Genomic DNA, 20,742 nt, shown 5'->3' on the forward strand with positions numbered 1-20,742 from the left:
GTGCCGGCTTTTTGCGTTCAGGCTCTTGTTGAGCTGAACGAAACCACATTAAGATAATCTCCTCATACTGTAAAGGACGCCATTATGCCTGCTGTGATCCGTCATGCCGAACCTGCTGACATTGATGCTATTAAAGCGATTTATGATCAACCCACTGTGTACGCTAATACGCTGCAACTGCCGTATCAGCCGGTAGCAAACTGGCAACGGCTGTATAATGCAGGCGCCGGTTTTTATAACCTGGTGGCGGAAACTGAAGGTAAAGTGGTGGGGCAGCTGGGGTTACAGGTGTGTCAGAACCCGCGCCGGCGCCATGTGGCTGAGCTGGGTATGGGCGTGTCGGAAGACTTTCAGGGCCGCGGTATAGGCTCTGCTTTGTTGCGTGCCGCGCTGGAAATGGCCGATAACTGGTTGAATATCCGTCGGGTGGAGCTGACAGTATACAGCAGCAACGAAACGGCTATCGCCTTGTATGAGCGTTTTGGTTTTGAAGTAGAAGCCGAGCTGAGTGACTTTGCGTTTCAGTACGGTAATTACGTTAGTGCGCTGAGTATGGCGCGGATTAATACCGGTATAGCAGGGGCTTAGCCGCAAGGCGCCCCAAACAAAAACGGCACCCTCAGGTGCCGGTTTCAGCAAAACAAGATTAATTCATTTCGCTGTTTTTCTTACACTGTACGGTGTCGGTACACTCGCCATACAGGTATAAACTGTGATGCGTTAACTTAATGCCGTTTTGCTCCGCGATTTCCAGCTGTTTGGCTTCTATCACGTCGTCTTCAAATTCGATTACCTTACCGCATTTTAAACACACCAGATGGTCGTGGTGGCTGCCACCGGTCAGTTCAAATACCGATTTGCCGCCTTCAAAATGGTGACGGGTTAAAATACCGGCGTCATCGAATTGGTTTAATACGCGGTAAACTGTGGCCAAGCCAATATCTTCGCCGATCTCCAGCAGCAGCTTGTATACGTCTTCTGCACTGATGTGCTGATTATTCGGATCTTGCAGGATCTCTAAAATTTTTACCCGTGGTAGGGTAACTTTGAGGCCTGCTTTACGTAACTCGCTGTTGTGATCTGACATAAAAACTCTAACTCTGGCTTATCTATGCAAAAGATTATAAAGACATTATGCCAGGAATGAAATGGTAAAAACGGCTTCTTATTGCCGGGGTGGGGCTTGTGCTGCACAATCAGCAAAGTACAATAGCGCTAAACAGGTCATACCAGAGTGAATTTATGAAATGGGCATTTAACCCCGCTGTGATGCGGCACTTACTCAACTTTTGGCCGCCATTTTTATTTCCGGGCATAAAAGTGGCGGAGTTAGCTAACGACTACCGCTATTGTCGTGTTGAGCTGAAATCGCGGCCCTGGACACGTAATATTAATAACACCCAGTTTGGCGGCAGCATGTTTGCCATGACTGATCCGATATATCCGCTGATGTTGATGGGCGCGCTGGGCAAAGAGTATCTGGTGTGGGACAAACAAGCTGATATTGATTTTATTACCCCTGGCAAAGGCAAACTGACGGCTGAGTTTTGGTTGTCAGACGATACGGTTGAGCAAATTAAAGCGGCGACAGACAGCGGAGAAAAACACTTTCCGCAGTTTTTAGTGCACATTAAAGACAGCCAAAATCAGATAGTGGCCGAGGTAAACCGCACGGTATATGTGCGTAAAAAAGCCAAATACCGGCCGGGTTAACGGCGATAAACACCAGGCAGAAAAAAACCGGCATCTCCGCCGGTTTTTTGTTTTTATCAGCGTTATAACGCTTCAAACTCTTTTAAGCTCATTTCGTCATAAATCTGTTTGCACCACTGTTTTACCCGCTGCGCGGTAAGCTCGGGCTGACGATCTTCGTCGATGCCCAAACCAATAAAGTGGTTATCGTCTGCCAGTGCTTTGGAGGCAACAAAATTGTATCCGGCCGTTGGCCAATGGCCGACGATAATAGCGCCTTTAGGCTCAATAATATCGCGTAGTGTGCCCATAGCATCAAGGAAGTACTCTGCGTAATCCTCCTGATCGCCACAGCCGAATATAGCCACCAGCTTGTTGCTGAAGTCGATATTGTCCAGCTCGGGGAAGAAATCATCCCAGTCGCACTGTGCTTCGCCGTAATACCAGGTTGGAATACCCAGTAACAGTAAATCAAAGCCGGCAATATCTTCTTTGCTGCTTTTGGCGATATCACGCACGTCGAACAAGTGTTTGCCCAGTTCTTTCTGGATCATCTTGGCGATATGTTCAGTGTTACCGGTATCGCTACCGAAAAAAATGCCTACAGTTGCCATTAATCTAACCTTCTTACCTGGTTAACGCTTGTGTCAAAATATGTTCGATATACGCACTGCGTGTCATGTCGGCCTGGTCGGCCTGCTGACTCAGCGCTGCGTACAGCTGGTCAGACACTTTAAATTCAATGCGTTTTAAACCTTTACTGCGATCACGTTTGATTTGATTACGCTTGTTTAGTTTCAGCTGTTCTTCCCGTGGCAGCGGATTGGTTTTCGGCCGGCCGGGGCGCTTTTCCTGAGCAAATAAATCAATCGTGGTGCGATCAGTGGCTATCTTCGCCATTAACCCTAACCTTACTACTCGATAAAATAGGGCACTACGCTTTTGATAATAAATACCGCCGGCGACAGAAACAGCACCAGCCAGACAAAAAACTGCCCCAGCTTCGGCGCGTTACTTTTCTTCAGCACATCACGTATTGCCATTACAATAAACAGGTACAGAATACCCAGCCCAAGCCATAAACCGATAGCCTCGTATTGCTCTAAAGACATCCTGTTTTACCTGACCTGCAAAAAAGTGCGCGCACTATAGCATAACTTCGGCAAAAAATTAGTGCGTTAGCTCAATAAAAAGTCCTGTACCAGCTTGGTAAAAGCTGCGGGTTTTTCAGCATGCAGCCAATGGCCGGTACCCTGAATAATTTTTGCCTGCGCCTGTGGGAATAATTGCATAATGCGCGCTTTGTGCTCTGGCAGTATGTAATCGGAATCACCGCCCTTAATAAACAGTGTCGGGCCATCATAGCTGCCCTCTGTCAGCGGCGCGTCTACCAGTGCCGCATAGTTCGCCTGTAACGCCGCCAGGTTAAAGCGCCAGTGAAAGCTATCATCTTCTTTTACCAAACTTTTTAGCAAAAATTGCCGTACACCGGGCTCGCTGATATGTTGCGCCAGCTGTTTGTCAGCATCCGCACGGCTGCTGATGCCGGCTAAATCAACAGCAGTTAAGCCGGCAAAAATACTGTTGTGCCGGGGCGGATAAGCTACCGGTGCAATATCGGCCAGAATAAGTTTGCTCACCCGCTGCGGGTATTGCAATGCAAAGGCCATGGCCAGTTTACCGCCCATCGAATGGCCTAATAACACCGCGACAGGAATATTCAGCTGATCCAGCGTTTGTGCCAAATCCTCTGCCATCAACGCGTAGTTCATTTTCTCAGTGTGGCCGGATCGGCCATGATTGCGCACGTCAACATTAAGCACCCGATATTGCTCGCTTAAGCTGCGCTCGATAACGCCCAAATTCTCGTAACTGCCAAACAGGCCGTGTATCAGTACCACCGGCACCGTGTTACTGTCTTGCTGACCACTGCTGTGGGTATGTAAAAGCATAAAAATGCATCCGGTTAACAAGTGCCGGCGCCTTGCGCATCATGCCGCTGGCGTCAGCCGATAAGGCTTTATATAATGATGCCACTTTTAGCGTGCGGAATAAATATATGAAAACCATCGAAATAGATGACGAGCTGTATCAGTACATTGCCGGCCAGACTCAAAAAATCGGCGAAAGCGCTTCGGAAATATTACGCCGCTTGTTGCTCGGTGATGCCGAAGCTAAGGTAGTGCTGCCGGCAGAGCCGGTTGCTGCAGCGCCAGAGGTGGTGCTAAACAGTAATATTTTTGACTTAATAAACAAGCAAGATTTACAGGCGGAATCGAGTGTTGTCGGCCGCTTTTTGTTTATTTTGTCTACCCTGGCCAGAGCGCATAAAAAGCAGTTTGACAAGGTGTTGGATATTAAAGGCCGTAATCGCTTGTATTTTGGCCGTACCGCAGAGGAGTTATCTGAAGCCGGCAGCAGCACTAACCCTAAGCCAATCCCGAATACCGGCTTTTGGGTGATTACCAATTCAAACACCACACGCAAAAAAATGATGCTTACCGAGACAGCAATTAAACTCGGCTATAGTGAACAGGATGCAGAGCGTATTCGCGATTTGTTATAAAAGGAAAAGTTATGGCTTTACACCCGCTGGCCGGGCAACAGGTGCCCACATCGTTAATTCCGAATATCAGCCGGTTGATGACCGCTTATTATGTATTGGAACCCGATGTGCATACGCATGCCGATCACAAAGTCAGCTTTGGTACCTCAGGGCATCGGGGCAGTGCACTGAACTGCTCGTTTAACGAGCCGCATGTGTTAGCGATTTGCCAGGCTGTTGCCGACTACCGTAAAAAGAACGGCATTACCGGGCCGCTTTTTTTGGGCAAAGACACCCACGCCTTATCAGAAGCGGCGTTTGCAAGCGCATTGGAAGTGCTGATCGCGAATAAAATTCAGGTATGTATACAAAAAGATCTGGGTTACACGCCCACGCCGGTAATTTCGCATGCCATTTTAACGCAAAACAAAGACGCAACCGGCCAACTGGCTGACGGTATTGTTATTACGCCATCGCACAATCCGCCGCAGGACGGCGGCATCAAGTACAACCCGCCACACGGCGGCCCGGCTGATACCGATGTGACTAACTGGATAGAGCAGCGCGCCAATGAGTTACTGGCCAAAGATCTCGACGGTGTAAAAATGATGCCTTATGCGCTGGCGCTGCAATCCGGTTATTGCCAGCATATTGATTATATTCAGCACTATGTTGATGATCTGGAAAATGTTATCGACATGGCCGCCATTGCTAAAGCCGGTATCCGTATTGGTGTAGATCCGTTAGGCGGCTCAGGCATCGCATTTTGGCCACGTATTGCCGAGCGTTACGGGCTTAACATTACCGTAGTTAACGATAAAGTCGATCCGGCATTTGCTTTTATGCCGCTGGATAAAGACGGCCAAATCCGCATGGATTGCTCGTCTGCTTATGCCATGGCTAACCTTATTCAGTTAAAAGACCAGTTTGATATCGCCATTGGTAACGACCCGGATTTTGATCGCCACGGCATTGTGACCCGCAGCGGCGGCCTGATGAACCCGAATCATTATTTGGCAGTGGCTATTAACTATTTACTGGCGAACCGGCCGGATTGGTCTGAACAGCTGTCGATTGGTAAAACCCTGGTGTCCAGTGCTTTGATTGACCGTGTGGTGGCAGCACGTGGCCGTAACCTGCTGGAAGTGCCGGTTGGGTTTAAATGGTTTGTTGACGGGTTACACAAAGGCACAGTGGCGTTTGGCGGCGAAGAGAGCGCCGGCGCCAGTTTCCTGCGCTTTGATGGCAGTGCCTGGTCAACCGATAAAGACGGTTTTATTCTCGGCTTACTGGCGGCAGAAATGCTGGCGAAAACCGGCGTTGATCCCTACCAGCAGTATCAGGCATTAACCAAAGAGTTAGGCTCGCCACTGTACCGGCGCTTAGATGCACCGGCCAGCCCGGAGCAAAAAGCAGCGTTGAAAAAGCTCGATGTCAGCAGCGTGCAGCAAACCAGTCTGGCCGGGGATGATATTGTCGCGGTGATGACCAGGGCGCCCGGCAACAATGCCGATATCGGCGGCGTAAAAGTGGTAACCCGCAATGGTTGGTTTGCTGCAAGGCCGTCCGGCACCGAGAATGCCTATAAAATTTATCTGGAAAGTTTTGTTGATCAGGCGCATCTGCTGCAGTTAGAGCATGACGCCAAAGCGTTCGTTGAATACGTATTCAGTCAGATTTAACGAGCTCAAAGGCTATGATTCACTGTGTAATTAAATTACATTCATGGCCTTTAATTTTGCCTGAAACGCTGTAGTAGGGTATTTTTTTGTAATAATTTTACACTTAGCAGTATTATGTGACTATCACAGGCAGCAAACTATCAGGATTTGTAATGAAAACACATACCTCAACTGCCGGCAGCGGTATTACGCAAATTAATACCGAACAGCTGAAAGAACAAATCATCCGCCACCTGCATTCAACCCTCGGTACGGACGTAAATAAAGCCAGCCCCCAAGCGTGGTGGAGCGCGACATGCGCAGCAGTAAACGAGCAGGTGTTTGATGGCCTGCGCAATACCCAGCGCACGCATTATGAGCAAAACACCCGCGCCTTACACTATTTCAGCCTTGAGTATTTGATGGGCCGCTTGTTCAGCAATAACCTGCATAACCTGGGCTTATACAGCCAGGCTAAGCAAGCCCTGAGTGAGCTGGGCATGAATATCGCTGACCTGGAAGATCAAGAAGAAGATATGGCACTGGGTAACGGCGGTTTGGGCCGTTTAGCCGCTTGCTTTATCGACTCGCTGGCCACGTTAAACTACCCGGCAATTGGCTATGGTATTCATTATGAACATGGCTTATTCCGCCAGAGCTTCCAGGATGGCCGCCAAATTGAGCGACCGGACAGCTGGCGTGAATATGGTAACCCGTGGGAGATTTGCCGGCCGGAATCGGTGCAGGAAATCTCGGTGTATGGCTATGTCGAGACTGTATACGACCTGCAGGGCAAGATGAAAAAGGTTTGGCACCCTGGCCGTATCATTAAAGGTGTGCCATGGGATATTCCGGTAGTGGGTTACAACGGCAGCTCAGTAAATGTGCTGCGCTTGTGGGAGAGCCGGGCCAGTGATTTCTTTAACTGGGACGTATTTAACTCCGGTGGTTATATTGACTCGGCGCGCGAAAATATCGAAGCCGAAACCATTTCCAAAGTACTGTACCCGAACGACGAAACCGACGCCGGGAAAGAGCTGCGCTTAATTCAGCAATACTTCTTTGTCTCATGTTCGTTAAAAGACATTATCCGCCGCTATAAACGTAGCCACGGCGATGACTGGAGCGAGTTTGCCAACCAGGTGGTGATCCAACTGAATGATACTCACCCGGCGGTTGCCATACCCGAGCTGATGCGTATTTTAGTTGATCGCGCTGAAATGCAGTGGGATCAGGCATGGGCTTTATGTCAGCAGGTGTTTGCTTATACCAACCATACCTTGTTACCCGAGGCGTTAGAGAAATGGGCCGTGCGGTTATTTGAAAAAGTACTGCCGCGTCACCTGGAAATTATTTACGAGATTAACCGCCGCTTCCTTGTTGAGCAGGTGGATGTGTTGTGGCCCGGTGATAACGACAAAAAGCGTAAACTGTCGATTATTGAAGATGGCCACGATCCTATGGTGCGCATGGGCCACTTATCTGTGGTGGGGTCGTTCCGTGTTAATGGCGTGGCCGAAATCCACTCACAACTGGTTAAGTCCGATTTGTTCCCAGAAATGGTGGCACTGTGGCCGGACAAATTTACCAACGTGACCAATGGTGTGACGCCACGACGCTGGTTAAAAGCCTGTAACCCGAAGCTGGCTAAGCTGCTGGATGAAAAGATCGGCACGGCTTGGCCCACCGATCTGAAGCAATTATCTAAGTTTGCTGCTTTTGCTGATGATGCTGCTGTGCAGGATGCCTTTATGGCGATTAAGCAGCAAAATAAAGCGGAATTGGCCACAGTAGTGAAAAAGCTGACCAATATCGACATTGATCCGCATGCAATCTTTGATATTCAGATTAAACGCCTGCACGAATACAAACGCCAGCACCTGAACCTGCTGCATATCCTTGCCTTATACCGCCGTATTTTGCAGGAACCGGATTACGACATGGTACCGCGGGTGTTTCTGTTTGGCGCCAAGGCAGCGCCAGGCTATAAGTTGGCAAAAGAGATTATCTACGCTATCAACAAGATAGCCGATAAAATTAACCACGATAAGCGGATTAAAAACCGTATTAAAGTGGTGTTTATGCCGAACTACCGCGTGACCCTGGCGGAGAAAATGATCCCGGCAGCGGATGTCTCCGAGCAAATTTCTACTGCCGGTAAAGAAGCGTCCGGTACCGGCAACATGAAGCTGGCATTAAACGGCGCTATTACGGTTGGTACCCTGGACGGTGCTAATATCGAAATAGCTGAAGAGGTGGGTGAAGACAATATTGCTATCTTCGGTTTAACGGTAGATGAAGTAAAAGCACTGCATGCCAACGGCTACAACAGCATGGATTACTACTATGCTAATCCGGAGATTAAAGCCATTCTGGACTGGCTGGAAACAGATTACTTTACTCCCGGCAAACCCGGTGAGCTGGCCGCAATTAAGCGCAGCCTGCTCGAAGGCGGTGATCCTTATCTGGTACTGGCAGACTTTGAAACCTATGTTAAAGCGCAGGAAAAAGTTGATCAGTGGTACCGCGACAAAGCCGGCTGGGCAAAGAAAGCCATGCTCAATACTGCTTTGGTAGGTAAGTTTACCTCTGACCGCTCGATTGAAGACTATGTCAGCCGCGTATGGCATCTGGAGAAATGTGCTGTAAAACGCAACTAACGTCGTAAAAAAAGCCTGTCAATGACAGGCTTTTTACTTTTCTCAACAAGGTGTAAGCTCCTCTTGTCAGGCAGGCGGAAAAAACCTTATAGTGCAAAGAAAAACAGCAAGGACGTATTTTGCAGTCAGGTAGTTTAGTTTGTGTCGGCACCGGCATGACATTAGGTTCTCATATAAGCCCGCTCTCCCGCAGTTATATCGAACAGGCCGACGTAGTATTTGTGTTGGTGGCCGATGGTATTACCGAGCAATGGATAGAGCAGATGAACGCCGATGTGCGCTCATTGCAGCCGTACTATCTGGAAGGTAAATCGCGGATGATCACCTACCGTGAGATGGTCGCGACGATGTTGGCTGAAGTGAGCGCCGGCAAAAAAGTAGTCGGGGCCTTTTACGGCCACCCCGGCGTATTTGCCTGGGTACCGCACAATGCTATTAAGCAAGCGCGTGAGTTGGGTTACAACGCCCATATGGAACCTGGTATTTCAGCAGAAGATTGCCTGTATGCTGATTTAGGTATCGATCCCGGCACCTACGGCTGTCAGCACTACGAAACCAGCCAGTTTATGTTTTATAAACGCAATATTGATACTGCTGCTTACCTGATTTTATGGCAGGTAGGTGTAGCGGGCGACAGATCGCTGGCAAAACACTCTACCGATTCCGCGTACCGGCAAATTCTTGTTGAGTTATTAACGGAGCATTATCCGGCTGAACATGAAGTGATTTTGTACGAAGCAGCTTGTTTACCCATCGAAAGAGCCATGTTTAAGTATCTGACAATCAGCGAGCTGCCGACAGCAAGCTACAGTGGTAAAACGACGTTAATTGTGCCGCCGGCAGCGAAGATGGTTGCAAACCAAGTTGTGCTGGATAAGCTCGGTTTACTCAGCTCCGCTGATTAATGCAGAGGATTTGGTGATGCTTTCCATTAAAACTGTTAACGCAGATTACTTTCAGTTTAGCAGTGATGAGTTGTCATTCCGGCTTCTGACATCGATTGATGAAGCGCTGTTTTGTCAGCTGTTTAGTGATGCCGCGGTCATGAAATTTATTAGTGAGCCTTTTCCCGACAGAAAAGCGCATACAAGTTTTCATCTTGCGACAAGCATAAATAATGACGAACTTTTCACCCGTTTGTATCTGGTTGTTGAACATAACAACACAGAGATTGGCATTGCAGCTATTAATAAAATTGAACGTGCTACAGGAATAGTCGAGATAGGGCGAATGCTGTTGCCTCAATACCAGAGATTAGGTTTGGGACGACGTTTAAGCATGGCGCTGACCAATAGATTAGTGGCTGTTAATGGTGTAAAAATTATTGAAAAGTATATAGATCCGCGGAATGTTGCTGCGATTACATCAGCAGTAAATATAGGTTATAAACCGGCCGAAAATAATCAACAGCTGTATTATTATGTTGTTAACACGGCATAAAGTGATACAGTAGGTTAAACCAAAAAATCTTGAAATTAAGGATAAATATGAAGAATGTGATTAATTTTTTGGAGCGCCTGGGAAAGGATGCTCAATTAAAAAGCCTGTCAGCAGAGCAGTTGAGCGAAATGGTTAATGATAGCCAACTGACAGATGCTGTGCGCCTGGCTTTACAGGAAGGTAACGTCGCTGAGTTGGAACAATTATTGGATACGCGGCATAAAATCATTTGTTATGTGGTGGTTCCGGCTGAACAGGAGCCAGAACCCTCTGAAGAAGAACCAGATGAAAATGGGAACGAAACCAAGGTTTCTAACTTTTAATTTTCAGGCATTTATGTGTCGTTCTTTTTCGCTAATTACTGTGGGGGCACTTTTTGCCCTCACTTTTTCTTTTTCTTTTTGCTTTGGTTTGTCAGCTAGTCCATTTAACCTGCAGCAGTTGACTGCTGTAGATGAGTTACGACTGCAGAGTCGCGGCGAATTTAGCACTGCATTGCATAAATTACTGCAGAATAAAGAACAACAATACTCTGACTATGAAAAGCGTTATCTGGATTTGCTGATTGCGTATGATTTGGTTTTTAACGGTAATTTGGAGGATGCGTTACTCGTCGTCAGAGATATTGTTGGCTCTAATCAATCTAAAGATGATGATGTTATTACACTTAGAGCAAGAAGCCTGGAAGTAAATATTGATTTCATTAGTTTTAGATACCTTGACGCATTTGAAAAAAGTGAAGCGCTACTTATGGCGCTACCAAACGTACAGGACGAAATGTTGCAGTATCAGTTAATTGGTCCTGTTGCGTTGCTCTACAGTAAGATTGAACGATTTGATATTGTAAACAAGCTGGTTGATGATGCTCTTGGGAACGTGTCCAATGAGCTGCTTCGTTGCAGGTTAACTATTTTTAAATTGACCGGAATTTATAAGCAGAAAAACTTTGATGCATATGAAGATAAATTCAAACAGGTAACAGAAATTTGCTCAGCAGCGAAAGAAACGACATTTTATTATCTGGCGTTGAGGGACCGGATGTTCTATTTGTTGGAGCGTAATAAGGCTGATGAAGTTATCGAAATTTATCAGAAATATCATTCAGCTATTTTGGAAACAAAGTACCCTATTCTTATTTCTGGTTTTAATGCCGCAACGTCAGAAGCATATTCTCAGTTAGGGAATGATAACGAAGCTTTCAAGCTCGCTAATGACGCTTTGGCAATGATATCTCAAAATCGTAATGATCCTGCGGTACTTTCTGCATACAGAGCGTTATACAAATCAGCAAAGAATGCTGGACGCTTAAAGGATGCTTTACTGTACGCTGAAAAGTTAAGAGATATTGAAAGTGCTATTATGAATGACAACAGAGCACAGCAGATAGCATTCCATATTTCCAGAGGTGAGATATTAATTAAGAACCAGCGCATTGCCTTGCTGGATAAAGATAATGAACTGTTGTCTTTGCAAAAAGATCTGTACGAGCAGGAATTGAAGCAGAACCGGTTGATTACCATTGTTCTGCTGTCGGTATTAGTGTTGGCGTCTTTTCTGGCCTATCGCGGCATGTCCGGGCGTAAACGCTTTAAGAAAATTGCCGAGTACGACCAGCTAACGGGGATCAGTAACCGGTACCACTTTAACAACCAGGCCAAAGTAGCGCTGGAATACTGTGAAAAGAACGCCAAGCCGGTGGCAGTAATACTGTTCGACTTAGATTACTTTAAAAATATTAATGACCTGCACGGCCATGCTGCGGGTGACTGGGCCTTACAGCAAGTGGTGAAAACCTGTCGTAACTTTATGCGCAATAATGACGTATTTGGCCGTATCGGTGGGGAAGAGTTTGCCGTGGTACTGCCGGGCTGCCAAACCGATAAAGCGGTATTGCTGGCTGAAATTTGCCGCGATGCGATTGCCGGTATTGATAGTACAGACTGCGGTAAACAATTCCCGCTTAGCGCCAGCTTCGGTGTGTGCGGCTCTGATACTTCCGGTTATCAGCTCAAGCAGTTGTTAGCCGATGCTGATAACGCCATGTACAGTGCTAAAGAAGCTGGCCGTGACCAGGTAATGGCTTTTTCAGCCTAGCTGCACGGTATAGCTGCTGCGGGGTTTGTTGCACAGCTGAACCGGGGTAGAATCTGCGCCAATCCGACAACAGGGAGCTGGCGCATGGCGCAATCATTATTACAAGAGCAACTGCTACAACACGGTGACTTTTTCAAGCTTACTCTTACCAATCCTGATGGCTTGGCACCGGCGCAATTTAATCTGGCAGATGGCACCTCAGTTGCTATTTGGGACACTGGCGTTATCTGTTTTACACCAGCGCAGTTGAGCCAAAAAGATATAGTGTTATCTTGTGGCGTGCACGGCAATGAAACGGCGCCGATAGAAATTTGCGCGGAGCTGGTAAAAGACCTGCTAACCGGCCAGCTTCAACTTAAACACCGCTTGTTAGTGCTGTTTGGCAACCCTGCCGCGATGAATGCCGGTACGCGCGAAATTACCGAAAACCTGAACCGGCTGTTTTCCGGTCACCATAGCCTGGGGGCGGGCCTGATTAACGCTGAGCGCAAGCGGGCCAAGGCGTTGGAAGACTATGTCAGCCGTTTCTATCAAGAAGTACGCGTAACCAATTTGGTGCCGCGTAACCGTTATTTGTATGACTTACACACCGCTATTCGCGGCTCGCGGTTTGAAAAATTTGCTGTGTATCCGTTCTTGCATAATAAGCCGTGGCAAAAGGCCGAGTTTGAGTTTTTACAGGCCTGTGATGTCACGACAGTGCTGTTAATGCAAACGCCGGCGTCTACCTTTAGTTACTACGCGTCTAACAGCCATGGCGCCGATGCCTTTACCATTGAGCTGGGCAAGGTGCAGCCGTTTGGCCAGAACGATATGCAACGTTTTGCCAAAGCACGTGCTGCGTTGCGCCAGCTGGTTAGCGAAGCAGCGGTGAGCACAGTACATTTTGATGAGCAGCAATTTCAGCTGTATCAGGTGTATCGCGCGATCAATAAGCAAACGCAGGAATTTAAACTGCACTTTGCCGATGATGTAGAAAATTTTACTGCTTATCCGCAAGGCACCTTACTGGCGACAGACGGTGATATTGAGTACAGAGTAGAGCGTGAAGGCGAAGCCATTATTTTCCCCAATGCCAAAGTGGCCATAGGCCAGCGCGCTATGCTGATGGTGGTGCCCACTACAGTGGCGCACAATATCGCTTAACTGCCAATTACCGCAGTAAACTGCTGTAAAGAGTAAATTTAAGCTGACAGTCGCTCGTGCCGCCGGCCGGGGCAAACCTGGCCGGCGGTTGCAATGCAGTTTACGTAAAGGTAAAGTTGCCGCCGATAATAATCAGAACACACCGGTGCCGGCTAACGCCAGGCACAAAACGGGGAGAGCGGTTAAAGCCGCTATACTGGACGGTATAAGCTAAGTTCCGCCAGCCTGATACCAAGGCCGGGCTGGCGGGGCAGCCAGCTGTCTGACACGTATAACAAACAAGAGACACCCTATGACTAACCCAAATAACGCCACCATTACCACGGTGCACACTGCGGAGTTTACCGCCGGTGATGCGTTAAAAATTCCTACACTACGCATTTTACGTGACGATGGCAGCCTGTACGAAGGTGCGGTAGCGCCGGAGTTGGATAAAGCCACCGCCATTAAAATGTACGATACCATGGTGTTTACCCGCGTGTTGGACGAGCGCATGTTGGCCGCTCAGCGTCAGGGCCGCATCAGCTTCTATATGCAATGCTTAGGCGAAGAGGCTACTACGGTAGGCAGCGCCGCAGCATTGGCAGAGCAAGATATGATCATGGCGCAGTATCGCGAACAGGGTGCACTGCGTTATCGTGGCTTTACGCTGGAGCAGTTTATGAACCAGCTGTTTTCAAACGAGAAAGATTTGGGTAAAGGCCGGCAGATGCCGGTGCATTACGGCAGTAAAGACATTTACTATATGACCATTTCGTCACCGCTGGGCACACAGATCCCGCAGGCCAGTGGTTATGCCTATGCACAAAAGCTGCGCGGTTTAGCTAACACCACTATTTGTTACTTCGGTGAAGGTGCAGCCTCAGAAGGCGATTTCCACGCCGGGTTAAATATGGCTGCGGTACACAAGGCGCCGGTGATTTTCTTCTGTCGCAACAATGGCTATGCCATTTCAACGCCGGCCAGTGAGCAGTTTGTCGGCGATGGTATTGCCTGTCGCGCAGTCGGTTACGGTATGAAAGCGCTGCGGGTAGACGGTGCTGACATTTTAGCGGTGTACCAGGCCACTAAAATGGCACGCGACCATGCACTTAAGCATAACGAGCCGGTGTTGATTGAATCTATCGCTTATCGCTTGGGCGCGCATTCTTCATCGGATGATCCAAGTGGCTATCGCTCAAAAGAAGAAGAAGAAAAGTGGCGTCAGAACGACCCTATCGCCCGTTTCCGTTTATGGCTGGTAGAAAAAGGCTGGCTGAACGAAGCCGACGATAAAACCACTATTGAAGCGCTGCGTACCGAAATTCTCGATGCGTTAAAAGTGGCGGAAAAAGTGGCCAAGCCCGGCATTGAACACCTTATTTCTGATGTGTACGCACAGCCGATACCGGCATTACAACAACAATTAGATGAATTAAAAGCGCATATCCGTAATTACCCGGAAGCGTATCCGGTAACGGCGGGGAGACTAGACTAATGGCAAAAATGAACATGTTGCAGGCCATTAATAATGCGCTTGATTTAGCCATGGCCAAAGACGACAGCGTAGTGTGTTTTGGTGAAGACGTAGGCCACTTTGGCGGTGTGTTTCGTGCCACCAGCAAACTGCAGGAAAAATACGGCAAAGCGCGCTGCTTTAATACGCCATTAACCGAGCAGGGCATTGCCGGTTTTGCTAACGGTATGGCCGCACAAGGCATGAAGCCGGTGGCGGAAATTCAGTTTGCCGATTATATCTTCCCGGCCTTTGACCAGATTGTTAACGAGACAGCCAAGTTCCGCTACCGCTCAGGTAATGAATTTAATGTCGGTGGTTTGGTGTTCAGAAGCCCGTATGGTGGCGGTATTGCCGGTGGTCATTATCACAGCCAGTCACCGGAGGCGTATTTTGCTCATACCCCGGGTTTAAAAGTGGTGATCCCGCGTGATCCCTATCAGGCCAAAGGCCTGTTACTGGCGTCAATCGCCAGCCCGGATCCGGTTATTTTCTTTGAACCGAAAAAGCTGTACCGCGCCTCCACCGGCGAAGTACCCGAAGAGTACTACGAAATTGAACTGGGCAAAGCCGAGGTAACACAACAGGGTAAAGATATTACCGTACTGGCTTGGGGCGCGCAGATGGAAATCGTGCAAAAAGCGGTTGAGATGGCCGAAAAAGACGGCATTTCCTGTGAAGTAATAGATCTGCGCAGCATATTGCCGTGGGATGCCGATACTATCGCCGCATCTGTGAAGAAAACAGGCCGGCTGGTTATTAACCATGAAGCACCGTTAACCGGCGGTTTTGCCGGTGAAATTGCCGCAACCATACAAAAGATGTGCTTCCTGCACCTGGAAAGCCCGATTGAAAGGGTCTGTGGTATGGACACGCCATACCCGCTGGCGCTGGAAAAAGAGTACGTGGCGGATCATTTAAAAACCTATGAAGCGATAAAACGCTCAGTTAACTTTTAACGGAGGCAGCAATGAAAAAAGATTTTATTCTGCCGGATATCGGTGAAGGTATAGTTGAGTGTGAAATTGTTGACTGGCTGGTTGCCGAAGGTGACTCCATCACTGAAGATCAACCGGTATGCGATGTGATGACCGACAAAGCCCTGGTGCAAATTCCGGCGGTGCATAACGGCGTGGTAAGTAAACTGTATTACGCTAAAGGTGATATCGCCAAAGTGCATGCGCCGCTGTTTGAAATGCAAGTGGCCGGCACTGATGACACTGCGATTGTGGCGCAGCCGGAAGCTATTGCTGCGCCCGTAGCAGCTTCTGCCGGTAGCGAAGATTTTATCCTGCCGGATATTGGCGAAGGTATAGTAGAGTGTGAAATTGTCGACTGGTTAGTGAAAGAAGGCGATGATATTGCCGAAGATCAGCCGGTATGCGATGTGATGACCGACAAAGCGCTGGTGCAAATTCCGGCCAAGTACTCAGGTAAAGTGACTAAGCTGTATTACGCTAAGGGCGAGATTGCCAAAGTGCATGCGCCGCTGTTTGCTATGCAACACGCCGGCCTTGCATCAGCGCCGCAAGCAGCTGCTGTTACTGCAACGGCAACTGCTGCGCCGGCTAAAGCTGCCTGTGCACTACAGCAAAAAAATGACGCTGTTAGCGCTAATGTCAGCTCTAATGGTAAAGCACTTGCCAGCCCGGCAGTACGTCGTTTAGCCCGCGAGCTGAGTATTGATATCAGCAAGGTGCCGGGCAGCGGTGACAAAGGCCGCGTATACAAAGACGATGTACGTGCTTTTGCTGATGGTAAAGTACAAACTGCACCGACGCAGACTGTATCAACCAATGCAGTAACAGCCTCTGCGGCTGCAACAACCAGTGGAGGTAGCCGTAGCGAGCCGATTAAAGGCATTAAAGCGGCGATGGCGCGGCAAATGGTGGAATCGGTTTCAACCATCCCGCATTTTACCTACTGTGAAGAGATTGATTTAACCGAACTGATAGCACTGCGTGCCGGCTTAAAAGATCAATACGCCAAACAGGGCATCAAACTGACCATGATGCCGTTTTTTATTAAGGCCTTGTCGCTGGCGATTAATCAGTTCCCGATTATGAATGCCAAAGTGAATCAGGACTGCACTGAGCTGACCTATTTTGACGATCACAATATCGGCATAGCAGTAGATTCAAAAATTGGTTTGTTGGTGCCGAATATCAAAGGTTGTCAGCGTAAATCTATTATTGATATTGCTAACGACTTAACCCGCTTAACAGAGCAGGCCCGTGAAGGTCGTGTCAGCCCGGCTGATTTAAAAGGCGGTACTATCAGTATCTCTAATATCGGTGCCATTGGCGGTACTGTTGCTACGCCCATTATCAATAAGCCGGAACTGGCGATAGTAGCACTGGGTAAGGTGCAAACCTTGCCACGCTTTAACGCCAAAGGTGAAGTGGAAGCACGCCAACTGATGCAAATCAGCTGGTCGGGCGATCACCGGGTTATAGATGGTGGCACCATAGCGCGCTTTACCAACCTGTGGAAACAGTATCTGGAGCAACCTTCAGCCATGCTGGTAGCAATGCGCTGACAGACAACAGTTTGTACTTGGCAGCTAAGCCGCTTTCTGCTAAAACCCACTCATTATAGTGGGTTTTTTTATTTTCTTTGCTCAGGGACAGCTATGCACGAATTTGATGATTTACGGGTACTGGTGCAGGCACACAGCCCGCTGATTGTAATTGAAAGTTATGAAGAACCCCGCGCACTGTTGCTGATAAAACGGCTGGCAGTAAATTTAATGCGCCCGGTGTTTAAGTGGACCATTACCGAAGGCCTGCAACGGCTGGATAGTGAGCACAGTGCTCAGGCCTTTAATGCAGATCCGACTAATTTGTTGGCGCAAATTAAAGCTACCCGCAACCCCGGTATCTTTGTGTTGTGCGATTTTCATCCGTTTTTAGCCGAGCCTAAGCATGTACGCTATATCAAAGAAATCGCGCAGGCGCATGAGCAACTGGGTCACACTATTATGTTGCTAAGCCACGCGATAGAGGTGCCATCCGAGCTGGCCCGTTTATGTTATCGCTTTGAGTTGAGCTTGCCGTCAGATCAGCAAATCCGCCAGTTAGTGCATGAAATGGCCGATAGCTATGCGGTTAAACAGGGCATAACGGCAGAGCTGACGCCGGAAAATCTGACGCTGTTAGTACAAAATCTGCGTGGTTTAACCTTTGAAGAGGTGAAGCGCTTAGCCTACAAAGCCATTGCTGATGATGGTGCTGTTACTGCGGCAGATATTCCGCGAATTAACCGCGCCAAGTTCAGCTTGTTGCAAACCGACGGTGTGCTGTCGCAGGTATTTGACAGCGTTAGCTTTAACAACGTGATTGGCCTGGCCAACCTTAAACATTGGATAGCGCAGCGCCATCAGGCCTTTGTGACGCAGCAAGCTGACACGCCCAAAGGGTTGTTGCTAACCGGAGTGCAGGGCACCGGTAAAAGTCTGGCAGCCAAAGCCATTGCCGGTAGTTGGGGCTTGCCGCTGCTGCGCTTGGATATGGCCGGGTTGTATAACAAATACATTGGCGAAACCGAAAAAAACCTTGCCCAGGCGCTGGCGCTGGCCGATGCGATGTCGCCCTGTGTGTTATGGATCGATGAAATTGAAAAAGGCTTGTCCGGTGGCGATAGCGACAACGGCGTGACACGGCGTTTACTCGGCAGTTTCCTCACCTGGTTATCTGAGCGTAAATCGCAGGTTTTTCTGGTGGCTACCGCCAACAACATCCATGAGCTGGCGCCGGAGCTGTTGCGTAAAGGCCGCTTTGATGAGATTTTCTTTGTTGATTTACCCACCGAAGACGAATGTTTACAGCTGCTTAAACTGCATCTGGCAAAACGCCGGCTAAGCTTAACTGACGAGGCGCTGCAGTCGGCGCTGGCACTATGCCGTGGCTTTTCCGGCGCGGAATTAGAGCAAGCGGTAGTCGGTGCCGGTTTCCGTGCTCGTGCAGATAACGCTGACTTCAGCCTGACGCATTTGGTTACAGAGCTGTCTGCTACCCAGCCGCTATCGGTGATAATGGCAGAGCAGATAAATGCGCTGCGCCAATGGGCGCTTGAACGCTGTGTTAAGGCCTAGTGCAGATGCAATATAAGAACCAGCTGCGAAACTTCTATATTCCGGAAGAGCAGTCAATTTATCTGCTTAACGCCAATGATGCCAAAAAGCTGAAAGATTGGGTGGCGCTGTGTATTTCTGAGCTGGAAAAACTGGGTTACAGCCAAATAGAGCTGATAGGCAAGGGCGCTTATGGTTTTGCCTTCGCCGGGTTGGATAGCAGCGGCCAGGCCTGTGTATTTAAGTTTTCCCGCATCAATTTGCCGCAGCATATTCAGGATCGTCTGGCCGACGAAGCCTATATGTTATCCCAGGTGCAACACCCGAATGTACCGCGCTATATCACCTACCAGGTGGTAAAAAAGCAGGGCATTCTGATGATGCAACGCGGCAAGGGCATGGATTTGGAGCATTACAGCTTAAAGCACGGCCGTTTAACTGCCAGGCTGTTAATTGATATTGCCTGCCAGTTGGCAGACGTACTGCTGGCGCTGCGCAGCCATGTTAAAGACGGTGAGCTAATACCAATAGTACACGGCGACGTTAAGCCGTCGAATTTGGTGTTTGATGAGCAAAGCGGCCTGGTCAGTTTAATTGATTGGGGCTCGTCGGTGTTTGCCCAGCTTGATGCACAGGGCCAGTATCTGTCCAACAATGTAATGCAGCTGATGTCGGCCGACTTGCAAAGCTCCAATGCACGAATGGGTGATGTGTATTTTATCGGACCGGAGCAGCGTATCGGCGCGCTGTCCAGCCCGCGCTTTGATGAGCAGGGTGTTGCCGGCACTTTATATGCGCTGGCCTCCGGCCAGTCCTGCCGTTTTGGTTGTAAAGCCATACCGGCGCGCAGCCTTGGTTTACCGGTAGAATTTGCTACCTTGCTCGACAGTATGTTATCAGACGATGCGATGCTGCGCGCTCAGGCCGGCGATTACTTTTTACAGCAAATGCCCAGGTTAAAGCATCTGGTGCTGCCGCCCCTGCCACAGTTTGATGATGCGCCGCTGTTGCCGGTGTGGGTAAGCCCGCAGGTGCGGGAGCTGGATACAGTAGTGTATTCATCACGAAAGTCGTTTTTGCGCGAGCACAGCGAAGAAGAAGGCATTGCCTATGTCGATGATGTGCAATTAGAGCGCTACTACAAAAATTATTTGCAAGGCATGGGCGAAACAGAAAAAGCCTTTGTTGCAGCGGTAAGCCGGCTGGCGCGCTTCCCGGTGGTAGGTGGTCTGGCTATTCACTGGCAAGCCGGTGGGATCTATATAGATTCCAGCCTGAATTTGTATGACGAGCGTTTGGCGCAGTCTTTTGCTTTGTCGGTAAATAATGTGGTTACCCTGGCCCGTGCTATCGCTAAGGTAGGTATTTTTAAAGCCTGTTTATTTAACGCCCGTAACACCATTCATATCAGCCGTAACAGTGTCGCACAGCCGTTCACGGCACCGGCAGACGCGGCTATTCCTTATCAGCTGGCGCCGGTGTTGAGTAATGAAGATGCCAGTAAGCAGCACTCATACTTTGAAGATGGTAAAGACCCGGACGAGCAGCTGATACTGCCGGACGCCATTATGGACGACATTGCCAAACTGAATTTAATCCGCCATACCGGCTGCATTATTTTCGAAGTTAGCGCCTTGTATATGAAAGTTCACAGTTACTACCGTTTGCTGGACCCGGTTGCAGAACCGGAGTTTAAGCGTTTATTGCACAGTATTTTGCATAAAGTGGCGCTGATAAGCGGCGAGGGCGTGGGCGGTTTTATGAAACTGCCTTACAAAGATACCCGCTTTTTCAGCCATCAGGCGCAGCAGCCGGTATGCTACTATCCGGCCAATCCGCACAAAGCAGATAGTGTGCCAGGCTGAAATTTTGTATAAATATCAGGCAAACACCGGCTGCCCGGCAATAAAACAGCCGATGTCAGGAAATCTTTGCCC

At 48.8% G+C, this 20,742-nt stretch carries 20 protein-coding genes; 15 read left to right on the forward strand and 5 right to left on the reverse strand.

What is annotated here, in order from left to right:
• Positions 1–84 precede the first annotated feature (84 nt).
• Positions 85–588, forward strand: coding sequence for a GNAT family N-acetyltransferase (locus Q8O77_RS00350; protein WP_305550633.1), 504 nt, complete (start codon positions 85–87; stop codon positions 586–588).
• A gap of 58 nt (positions 589–646) precedes the next feature.
• Here the strand turns inward: Q8O77_RS00350 and fur are convergent, their stop codons facing one another.
• Positions 647–1,087, reverse strand: coding sequence for a ferric iron uptake transcriptional regulator (gene fur, locus Q8O77_RS00355; RefSeq protein WP_305550635.1), 441 nt, complete (start codon positions 1,085–1,087; stop codon positions 647–649).
• Positions 1,088–1,242: 155 nt separating this feature from the next.
• Here fur and Q8O77_RS00360 point away from each other — a divergent pair, with 155 nt between their 5' ends.
• Positions 1,243–1,713, forward strand: coding sequence for a DUF4442 domain-containing protein (locus Q8O77_RS00360; protein WP_305550636.1), 471 nt, complete (start codon positions 1,243–1,245; stop codon positions 1,711–1,713).
• A 62-nt stretch (positions 1,714–1,775) separates the two neighbouring features.
• On the opposite strand, the gene fldA is transcribed toward Q8O77_RS00360, so the two are convergent.
• The 4 genes from fldA to Q8O77_RS00380 form a co-directional block, all read right to left on the reverse strand.
• Positions 1,776–2,306, reverse strand: a complete 531-nt coding sequence (gene fldA, locus Q8O77_RS00365) for a flavodoxin FldA (protein WP_305550637.1) — start codon at positions 2,304–2,306, stop codon at positions 1,776–1,778.
• Between the two features lie 13 nt (positions 2,307–2,319).
• The gene (gene ybfE / locus Q8O77_RS00370) at positions 2,320–2,592 is read right to left on the reverse strand and encodes a LexA regulated protein (RefSeq protein ID WP_305550639.1); all 273 of its coding nucleotides are present in this window, start codon (positions 2,590–2,592) and stop codon (positions 2,320–2,322) included.
• 14 nt (positions 2,593–2,606) lie between these two features.
• A complete protein-coding gene (locus Q8O77_RS00375) occupies positions 2,607–2,804 on the reverse strand; it encodes a DUF2788 domain-containing protein (RefSeq protein WP_305550641.1) in 198 nt (65 codons plus the stop codon).
• Between the two features lie 66 nt (positions 2,805–2,870).
• Positions 2,871–3,644: an alpha/beta fold hydrolase gene (locus Q8O77_RS00380; RefSeq protein WP_305550643.1), complete on the reverse strand. Its 774-nt coding sequence runs from the start codon at positions 3,642–3,644 to the stop codon at positions 2,871–2,873.
• A 107-nt stretch (positions 3,645–3,751) separates the two neighbouring features.
• Between Q8O77_RS00380 and seqA the strand changes: the two genes are divergently transcribed.
• From seqA to Q8O77_RS00445, 13 genes are all read left to right on the forward strand, one after another.
• A complete protein-coding gene (gene seqA / locus Q8O77_RS00385) occupies positions 3,752–4,258 on the forward strand; it encodes a replication initiation negative regulator SeqA (protein WP_305550645.1) in 507 nt (168 codons plus the stop codon).
• Positions 4,259–4,269: 11 nt separating this feature from the next.
• Complete coding sequence (pgm, locus tag Q8O77_RS00390; protein WP_305550647.1) at positions 4,270–5,919, forward strand: phosphoglucomutase (alpha-D-glucose-1,6-bisphosphate-dependent); 1,650 nt, start codon at positions 4,270–4,272, stop codon at positions 5,917–5,919.
• Between the two features lie 152 nt (positions 5,920–6,071).
• Positions 6,072–8,558: a glycogen/starch/alpha-glucan phosphorylase gene (locus tag Q8O77_RS00395; RefSeq protein WP_305550650.1), complete on the forward strand. Its 2,487-nt coding sequence runs from the start codon at positions 6,072–6,074 to the stop codon at positions 8,556–8,558.
• A gap of 119 nt (positions 8,559–8,677) precedes the next feature.
• Positions 8,678–9,463: an SAM-dependent methyltransferase gene (locus Q8O77_RS00400; RefSeq protein WP_305550652.1), complete on the forward strand. Its 786-nt coding sequence runs from the start codon at positions 8,678–8,680 to the stop codon at positions 9,461–9,463.
• 16 nt (positions 9,464–9,479) lie between these two features.
• Positions 9,480–9,998 (forward strand): GNAT family N-acetyltransferase, encoded by a 519-nt coding sequence (locus Q8O77_RS00405; protein WP_305550654.1) that lies wholly within the window; start codon positions 9,480–9,482, stop codon positions 9,996–9,998.
• 47 nt (positions 9,999–10,045) lie between these two features.
• Positions 10,046–10,321 (forward strand): hypothetical protein, encoded by a 276-nt coding sequence (locus Q8O77_RS00410; RefSeq protein WP_305550656.1) that lies wholly within the window; start codon positions 10,046–10,048, stop codon positions 10,319–10,321.
• Positions 10,284–12,092, forward strand: a complete 1,809-nt coding sequence (locus tag Q8O77_RS00415; RefSeq protein WP_305550658.1) for a GGDEF domain-containing protein — start codon at positions 10,284–10,286, stop codon at positions 12,090–12,092. The genes Q8O77_RS00410 and Q8O77_RS00415 overlap by 38 nt, the downstream gene beginning before the upstream one ends.
• Positions 12,093–12,176: 84 nt before the next feature.
• Positions 12,177–13,238, forward strand: a complete 1,062-nt coding sequence (gene astE, locus Q8O77_RS00420; protein ID WP_305550659.1) for a succinylglutamate desuccinylase — start codon at positions 12,177–12,179, stop codon at positions 13,236–13,238.
• Between the two features lie 292 nt (positions 13,239–13,530).
• A complete protein-coding gene (locus Q8O77_RS00425; protein ID WP_305550660.1) occupies positions 13,531–14,715 on the forward strand; it encodes a thiamine pyrophosphate-dependent dehydrogenase E1 component subunit alpha in 1,185 nt (394 codons plus the stop codon).
• Positions 14,715–15,692: an alpha-ketoacid dehydrogenase subunit beta gene (locus tag Q8O77_RS00430; RefSeq protein ID WP_305550661.1), complete on the forward strand. Its 978-nt coding sequence runs from the start codon at positions 14,715–14,717 to the stop codon at positions 15,690–15,692. The genes Q8O77_RS00425 and Q8O77_RS00430 overlap by 1 nt, the downstream gene beginning before the upstream one ends.
• An 11-nt stretch (positions 15,693–15,703) precedes the next feature.
• Entirely contained in the window at positions 15,704–17,272 is a 1,569-nt protein-coding gene (locus Q8O77_RS00435) for a dihydrolipoyllysine-residue acetyltransferase (RefSeq protein WP_305550662.1), read from the forward strand.
• Positions 17,273–17,365: 93 nt separating this feature from the next.
• Entirely contained in the window at positions 17,366–18,826 is a 1,461-nt protein-coding gene (locus Q8O77_RS00440) for an AAA family ATPase (RefSeq protein ID WP_305550663.1), read from the forward strand.
• 5 nt (positions 18,827–18,831) lie between these two features.
• Positions 18,832–20,670 carry a protein kinase gene (locus Q8O77_RS00445; RefSeq protein WP_305550665.1) on the forward strand — a complete coding sequence of 613 codons (1,839 nt, stop codon included), beginning with the start codon at positions 18,832–18,834 and terminating at the stop codon, positions 20,668–20,670.
• Positions 20,671–20,742 lie beyond the last annotated feature (72 nt).

The sequence above is a fragment of the Rheinheimera sp. genome, from assembly GCF_030690345.1.
In the GTDB taxonomy this organism is placed as follows: Bacteria; Pseudomonadota; Gammaproteobacteria; order Enterobacterales; family Alteromonadaceae; genus Alishewanella.